Origin of the sequence: Dietzia cinnamea NBRC 102147, assembly GCF_001571065.1 — a bacterium.
In the GTDB taxonomy this organism is placed as follows: Bacteria; Actinomycetota; Actinomycetes; order Mycobacteriales; family Mycobacteriaceae; genus Dietzia; species Dietzia cinnamea.
The window spans coordinates 20341-27106 of sequence record NZ_BCSW01000041.1; the positions used below are offsets into that span (position 1 = coordinate 20341).

Consider the following 6766-nt stretch of genomic DNA (forward strand, 5'->3'; position numbering starts at 1 on the left):
TTTAGGATAGCCTAACCTGCTTAGCGTTCCCCGGTACCGAACGTCCCAGAGTAGGTCGGAGTGCCCGTGAACGATCCATTGTTGAGCAGCGAGAACCGGGAGGCCCTCGCCGCGGCCCTGGCGGCGGCGACCGCCGAGGTCAGCCGGTACCTCGGCGGTCGGACCACGCCGCGATCCCCGGCGTCGCCGTCGGCGCTGGCCGCGCAGACCGCGGCCGTCGACCTGTCCGCCCCGCTCGGCACTCTCGACACGGCGCTCGAGGAGGTCCGCGAGCTCTACCTCGACCACGCGGTGGGCTACCACCATCCGCGCTACCTCGCGCACCTGAACTGTCCCATCACGATCCCCGCCGTCGCCGCCGAGGCCCTGGCGACGTCGGTGAACACCGCCGTGGAGACGTGGGACCAGGGCACGTCCGCCTGCCTCATCGAGCAGAGGCTCATCGACTGGGTCACCGATCTCATCGGGTTCGACGACTCCGGGCGCCCCGACGGGGTGTTCACGACCGGCGGCACCGCGTCCAACCTCCAGGGCCTGTTCACCGCCCGCGAGGACCGGCTCAGCCGGCCGGCACCGGGGAGCGACGACGCCGGCGACCGCTGCGCGCGGCTGCCGGGCCTGCGGATCGTCACCGGCGAGCACGCCCACCTCAGCGTGGTCAAGGCCGCGCGCCTGCTGGGCCTGGCCCCGGACGCCGTGGTGACGCTGCCCGGCGACGGCGACCAAATGGATCCGGCCACCCTCGACCGCATGCTGTCCACGTTGGCGAACGCCGGGCACGAGGTCGCGGCCGTCGTGGCCCTGGCCGGCACCACGGACCACGGCGCGATCGACCCGCTGCGCGCGGTCGGCGAGGTCTGCCGCCGCCACGACGTGTGGATGCACGTGGACGCCGCGTACGGCGGCGGGCTGCTGGTCTCCCCCACCCGCCGCGACCTGCTCGACGGGATCGACCTGGCGGACTCGGTGACCGTGGACTTCCACAAGACCTTCTTCCTGCCGGTCGCCGCGTCGGCGCTGCTGCTCCGCGCCGGTTCCGGCTTCCGGCACTCCACGGTGAGCGCGGACTACCTCAACCCCGCCGACGGCGATGACCACGCGGTGGACAAGTCCCTGCAGACGACCCGGCGCTTCGACGCGCTCAAGCTGTGGATGACGCTGCGGGTGATGGGCGCGGCCGGGATCGGCCGGCTGCTGGACAGCGCGATCGACGTCGCGGCGCGCATCGGCCGCACCGTCGAGGCGGACGCCGAGCTCGAGCTGGTCCGCGTGCCGGCCCTGTCGACGGTGCTGTTCCGCCCCCGCCCGGCCGGAGCGGACGGTCGACCCGTCTCCGACGCCGAGTCGGACGCCCTGGTCCGCCCGATCCGGGACGCCCTGTTCGCGGAGGGCCGCTCGCTGGTCGCGGCGACCGTCGTGGACGGGCGACCGTGTCTCAAGCTGACCGTCCTCGATCCCCATCTCGCCGACGAGGACGTCGCCGCCGTCCTGGCCGACGTCCGTTCCGCCGCCCGGTACCTGACCGCCGGGATGCGCGAAGCCACGACCGCGGGGGTGCTGACGTGAGTACCAACACCACCGACCGCATCCACGACCTGGTGGGCGTGGGGATCGGCCCGTTCAACCTGGGCCTGGCGTGCCTGGCCGAGCCGCTGGGGCTGGACGCGGTCTTCCTCGACGCCCGCGACGGCTTCGCGTGGCACCACGGGCTGATGTTCGACGACGCCACCATCCAGGTGCCGTTCCTGGCCGACCTGGTGACGCTGGCGGACCCGACGTCGCCGTACTCGTTCCTGAACTACCTCAAGCAGATCGGACGCCTGTACCCCTTCTACATCCGTGAGGACTTCCAGCCGCTGCGCGCCGAGTACGACGCCTACTGCCGCTGGGCGTCCGAACGGGTCGGCGGCCTGCGCTGGGGCCGGGAGGTGGTCGACGTCCGTCGAGAGGAACGGGGCGACGACGACGAGGCCCCCGTCTACCGGGTCACCGCCATCACCTCGGAGGGCACCGAGACCTACCGCGCCCGGCACCTGGTGCTGGGGATCGGGACGACCCCGTGGGCGCCGATCGACCGGGGGCCGCTGGACGGTGACGGGTCGGTGGCGCTCCACGCGAGCGATTACCTGCACCGGCGGGACGAGCTGCTGACGCTCGGATCGGTGACGGTGGTGGGCAGCGGCCAGTCGGCCGCCGAGATCTACCACGATCTGCTCTCGTCCGCCGGCGCCGACGGACCACGCATCGACTGGGTGACCCGGTCACCTCGGTTCTTCCCGATGGAGTACACCAAGCTCACGTTGGAGATGACGTCGCCGGAGTACATCGACCACTTCCACGCGCTTCCGGCGGATCGGCGCGACCGGATGCTGCGAGAGCAGCGCTCGCTGTACAAGGGCATCAACGCCGAGCTCGTCAACGGAGTCCACGACCTGCTGTACCGCCGCTCGGTTCACGGCCTCCCCAGCGGCCTGCTCGCGGCGGCCACCACCCTGGACGGCGCTGCCCGCGAGGTCCGCGGGGCCGACTCGCCCGGCGCGCTGCGTCTGGACCTGAGCTGCGCCGACACCGGGCGGCCCTGGACGCACCACACCGACGGGCTGGTCTTGGCGACCGGCTACTCCCCCACCCCGCCGCGGTTCCTGGACGGGATCGCCGACGAGATCGACCGCGACGAGCGGGGCCGGTACCGCGTGGCCCGCGACCACACCGTCGACCGTGCGCATTCGACGATCCACGTCCAGAACGCGGAAGAGCACACGCACGGGCTCACCGCTCCGGACCTGGGCATGGGCGCGATGCGCAACAGCATCATCCTGCGCTCGATCTGCGGGCGCGAGGTCTACCCGGTCGAGACGTCGATCGCGTTCCAGCAGTTCGGGGCTCCTGCCGGCGGCGCCGACCCCACTCAGCGCGCCCCCGCCCACGATTCGCCGACCACCCGGCAACAGGAGGCACGATGAGCCACCCCGTCAGCACCGTCCAGACCCCGGTCAGCACAGTCCATACCCCGGCCGGGATCGTCACGCTCGAGCCGCTCGCACTCGGTGGCGCCACCGACAGCACCGACACGCTCCGTACGCTGCACGCCTGGTTGGATCATCCGGGATCGTCCTACTGGGGCATGCAGGGGTCGACACCGGTGCAGGTCGAGCAGTTCCTCCTCGACTGGTCGTCGGACCCGCACCGGCGGGTGCTCATCGTCCGCATCGACGGTCTCCGCGTCGGCCTGGCCGTGTTCTACGACCCCGCCGAGGTCGAGCTCGACGGCCGGTACCCGCACGAGCCCGGCGACTTCGGCATGCACCTCCTCGTCGCGCCGACCCGCACCCCGGTCCCCGGCACGACGGCCGCGGTCATGGGCGCCATCTGCTCCACGGCCTTCGCGGTCCCGATGATCGGCCGCTCGCCGGCCCGCCGGGTGGTCGTGGAGCCCGACATCCGGAACACGGCCGTGCACCGGCTCAACGCCCGCGCCGGCTTCCGCGAGGCGGGCCCGGTCGACCTGCCCGACAAGACGGCACTGCTCTCCTTCTGCACCGCCGATGCGTTCCGCGGGTCGGAGATCGGCGCCGGGACGCGGGTGATCTCGTCGTCGTCGTCGGATACCCACGCCGGACATGCGCACCTCACCGGTCACGCTCATCTCACCGGTCACGCCATGCGCCGCGCCCACCGTCACCTGTGCGTCAAGGCCCTCGCCGAGTTCTCCCACGAACGGCTCCTCGCGCCCGTCCACGACGCCGCGACGGACACCTACACGGTCCGCGCCGGCGACGAGCGGTGGACGTTCCGCGCCCGCGTGCTCCCGCTGGAGCACTGGGCGATCGACGAGGCGTCGCTGCGTCGCGAGGTCAACGGAGCGCCGGCGGAACCGGACGCGCAGGAGCTCATCCTCTCGCTCGCGCCGGAGTTGGGGATCCCGGAGACGCTGCTCGGCGTCTACCTCGAGGAGATCGCCGCGACGCTCGGCTCGGCCGCGTTCTGCCTGCACCATCGCGACCGACCCGCGCAGCAGCTCGCCGAGTCCGGTCTCCAGGAGGTCGAGGGGGCGATGACCGAGGGCCACCCCGGCTTCGTCGCCAACAACGGCCGCGTGGGCCTCGGACTGACAGACAGGCACCACTACACGCCGGAGTCCCGCTCGACGGTCCGGCTCGTGTGGCTCGCCGCGCGCCGCGACCTCAGCCACCTGGCCACCGTCGCCGGCCTCGACGAGGACGAGCTCTACGCCCGCGAGTTCGGCGCCGAGGCCCTCGAGCGGTGCGACGACCGGCTGCGTGCGCTCGGGCTCGACCCCGCCGGATACCGCGTCCTGCCCGTCCACCCGTGGCAGTGGGGGCACAAGATCGCGGTGGCGTTCGCCCCCGACCTCGCGCGCCGCGACCTCGTGTACCTGGGCGAGTCGGACAGCGAGTACCGGCCGCAGCAGTCCGTGCGCACGTTCTTCGACGTCACCCGCCCCGAGCGCGGCTACGTCAAGACCGCCCTGGCCGTGCAGAACATGGGCTTCACCCGCGGCCTGTCACCGAAGTACATGCACGACACCCCGGCGGTCAACGACTGGGTGGCCGGGATCGTCGACTCGGACCCCGTCCTGCGGGCGCTCGACTTCGGGGTCCTGCGCGAGGTCGCCGCGGTCGGCTACACCGGCGACGCCTATCACCGGGCCGCCGCCGCGGGCGTGTCCGACGCGGGTCCGCACACCAAGATGATCGCCGCTCTGTGGCGGGAGAGCCCGGTCCCCCGGTTGGCCGACGGCGAGCGGGCCGTCACGCTGGCCTCGATGCTGCACGTGGACCTGCACGGGCGTGCCCTCGCCGTCGAACACCTCGAGCGCTCCGGCCACGAGGCCCGCACGTGGCTACGCGCGCTGCTCGACGCCTATGTCCTGCCGGTCGCCCGTTGCCTCCTCGCGCACGGGCTCGTGTTCATGCCGCACGGCGAGAACGTCATCGTCGTTCTGGGCCCTGACCACACTCCGCGGCGCACACTGTTCAAGGACATCGGCGAGGAGGTCGCGATGGTGCGCGACCTGCCGCTGCCCGACGGCATCGAACGAGTCCGCCACGTCCTGGACGCCGAGACCGCCGCCCTGAGCATCCAGACCGACGTGATGGACGGGGTGCTGCGCCACCTCGCCGCGATCCTCGACACCGCCGGCGTGCTCGACGCCGAGGCGTTCTGGGATGAGACGCGCCGGTGCCTGGAGGTCCTCGCCCCTGGTGACGCGGGCGACGACGGCGACGACGGCGAGGTGCACCGTCCCACCTGGGAGGCGCTGTTCGCCCCGCGGTTCAAGCATTCGTGCCTCAACCGGCTGCAGTTGCGCAACACCAGGCAAATGGTGGCCCTGACCGATCAGGCCGGTTCTCTGCAGTTCGCGGGCACGCTGGCGAACCCGCTCGCCGCGCGCTCCAGGGAGACGGCCGACGAGGCGACGGGGCGACAGGGCGCGGCGCCCGGCGCTCGCGGCGATGCGGCACCGCGCCGGCAGCACGACCCGACACCCGTGGGGTGACGGTAGCGTCGACCGTGTGAACGGACGGGAACTCCAGAAGTGCGCGGCCGCGAGGGCGCGTGAGCTTCCGGCGTCCACCCTGGAGTTCCCGTTCGGCCCGGACTTCGACGTGTTCAAGGTCCGCGGCAAGATGTTCATGTTCCACGCCAAGGTCGAGGGCGAGCCCCAGGTGATCCTCAAAGCGCTGCCCTCGGACTCGATGTCCCTCCGCGCCGCGGACGCCGACATCACTCCCGGCTACCACATGAACAAGCAGCACTGGATCTCGCTGCATCCGGGCGGCACCCTGACCGCCGAGATGGTCGACGAGCTCGTCACCGAGTCCTACCGTCTCGTCGTGGCCGGGCTGCCGAAGGGCCAGCAGCCCGTCGAGCCGGAGACCTTCGGCCGCGGCCAGCGGGCCTGACCGCGGCTGGGCCGGTCGGCGCGGCGGCCGCTGTCCGGCGCGGGCTCTCGCCGTCTCGGCTCAGTTCGCAGGCGACAACGACGTCTCGGTCAGCGAGCCGAGCTGCTCGCCCACCGATCCCTTGACCGACTCGGTGGCCGACGAGGTGTCGAGCTGATCCGCCAACGAGCCGCCCACGAGCGGCACTCCGCTGAGGACAGCGCTGACCGATCCGTCGACGTCTCCTGCCAGCAGGGCGTCGGCGGACCGTGCAGCGGGGTTGAGGACCGCGCAGATCACGCCGACCGGCACCTGCAGCGGGGCCCCGATCGCATTCGCGGCCAGGCCGGCGGCGCTGCCGACGTTGCAGGCGAAGGTGGCCGCGGAACCGAGCGGCCCCGAGGCGTAGCCGGGCAGCGACCCCGTGACCGAGCCGGGAAGCAGCTCACCGAGTTCGCCCAGCTGGCCGGTCTCGCCGTCCTCGGCGCCGGCACCGCTGCCCCTCTCGGCACCCGTACCGTTCTCGCCATCGGCGGCCGCGGAGCCCGGGATCGAGCCGGTGTCCGCAGGATCAGAGCTCTGAGCTGCTGCAGTGCCCGCCGAGGCGACGAGCAGGGCCGCGGCCAGTGCGCCGACGTACGCGATTGACTTGGTCATGGTGAGCCTCCGAACTCCGGTGCGTCGGGCGGTCTCCCCCGATCAGTTAATGAGGGTCCCATAAATCTCGAGCCCCCGAAGCGTCGTTGCCAATGCGTGGTCTTTCTCAGTTCCACCCACGTAGGCCTTGTGGTGTCGAACACGTGGACGTAGAATAGAACACGTATTCGAGACGGCCGCGGTGCGGCCGCACAGTTGATCAC

The 6766-nt window shown here is 71.9% G+C and carries 5 protein-coding genes; 4 read left to right on the forward strand and 1 reads right to left on the reverse strand.

The genetic code is table 11. The features are described 5' to 3' along the window. The first annotated feature begins 66 nt into the window (after positions 1 to 66). Genes DCI01S_RS12720 through DCI01S_RS12735 form a run of 4 tightly spaced genes read left to right on the forward strand, consistent with a single transcriptional unit; the run spans position 67 to position 5927 of the window. Entirely contained in the window at positions 67 to 1566 is a 1500-nt protein-coding gene (locus tag DCI01S_RS12720; RefSeq protein ID WP_061229572.1) for a pyridoxal phosphate-dependent decarboxylase family protein, read from the forward strand. After that, complete coding sequence (locus DCI01S_RS12725) at positions 1563 to 2963, forward strand: lysine N(6)-hydroxylase/L-ornithine N(5)-oxygenase family protein (RefSeq protein WP_061229573.1); 1401 nt, start codon at positions 1563 to 1565, stop codon at positions 2961 to 2963. Before DCI01S_RS12720 ends, DCI01S_RS12725 begins: the two co-directional genes overlap by 4 nt. Continuing rightward, positions 2960 to 5521 (forward strand): GNAT family N-acetyltransferase, encoded by a 2562-nt coding sequence (locus DCI01S_RS12730; protein WP_061229574.1) that lies wholly within the window; start codon positions 2960 to 2962, stop codon positions 5519 to 5521. The genes DCI01S_RS12725 and DCI01S_RS12730 overlap by 4 nt, the downstream gene beginning before the upstream one ends. Positions 5522 to 5537: 16 nt before the next feature. Continuing rightward, positions 5538 to 5927 (forward strand): MmcQ/YjbR family DNA-binding protein, encoded by a 390-nt coding sequence (locus tag DCI01S_RS12735; protein WP_174521557.1) that lies wholly within the window; start codon positions 5538 to 5540, stop codon positions 5925 to 5927. Positions 5928 to 5987: 60 nt separating this feature from the next. Here the strand turns inward: DCI01S_RS12735 and DCI01S_RS12740 are convergent, their stop codons facing one another. Then, positions 5988 to 6563, reverse strand: coding sequence for a hypothetical protein (locus tag DCI01S_RS12740; RefSeq protein WP_061229576.1), 576 nt, complete (start codon positions 6561 to 6563; stop codon positions 5988 to 5990). Positions 6564 to 6766: the final 203 nt, after the last annotated feature.